General features: G+C 51.1%; 1 rRNA gene. It reads right to left on the bottom strand.

What is annotated here, in order from left to right:
- Positions 1-223, bottom strand: a 23S ribosomal RNA gene (locus tag M0415_RS21570); the annotation flags it as partial.

Raw genomic sequence — 223 nt, 5'->3', positions numbered from 1 at the left:
GGTTTTTCACCCCCTTTATCGTTACTCATGTCAGCATTCGCACTTCTGATACCTCCAGTGTGGGTTACCCCTTCACCTTCAACGGCTTACAGAACGCTCCTCTACCGCGCAGCCCTAATGGATTGCACCCGTAGCTTCGGTGGTATGTTTAGCCCCGTTACATCTTCCGCGCAGGCCGACTCGACTAGTGAGCTATTACGCTTTCTTTAAATGATGGCTGCTT

The sequence above is a fragment of the Shewanella sp. 10B genome, from assembly GCF_023475885.1.
Lineage (GTDB): Bacteria > Pseudomonadota > Gammaproteobacteria > Enterobacterales > Shewanellaceae > Shewanella > Shewanella mangrovisoli.
Note: the sequence above shows the minus strand (reverse complement) of the source record. Positions and strands in the feature narration are given on the sequence as shown.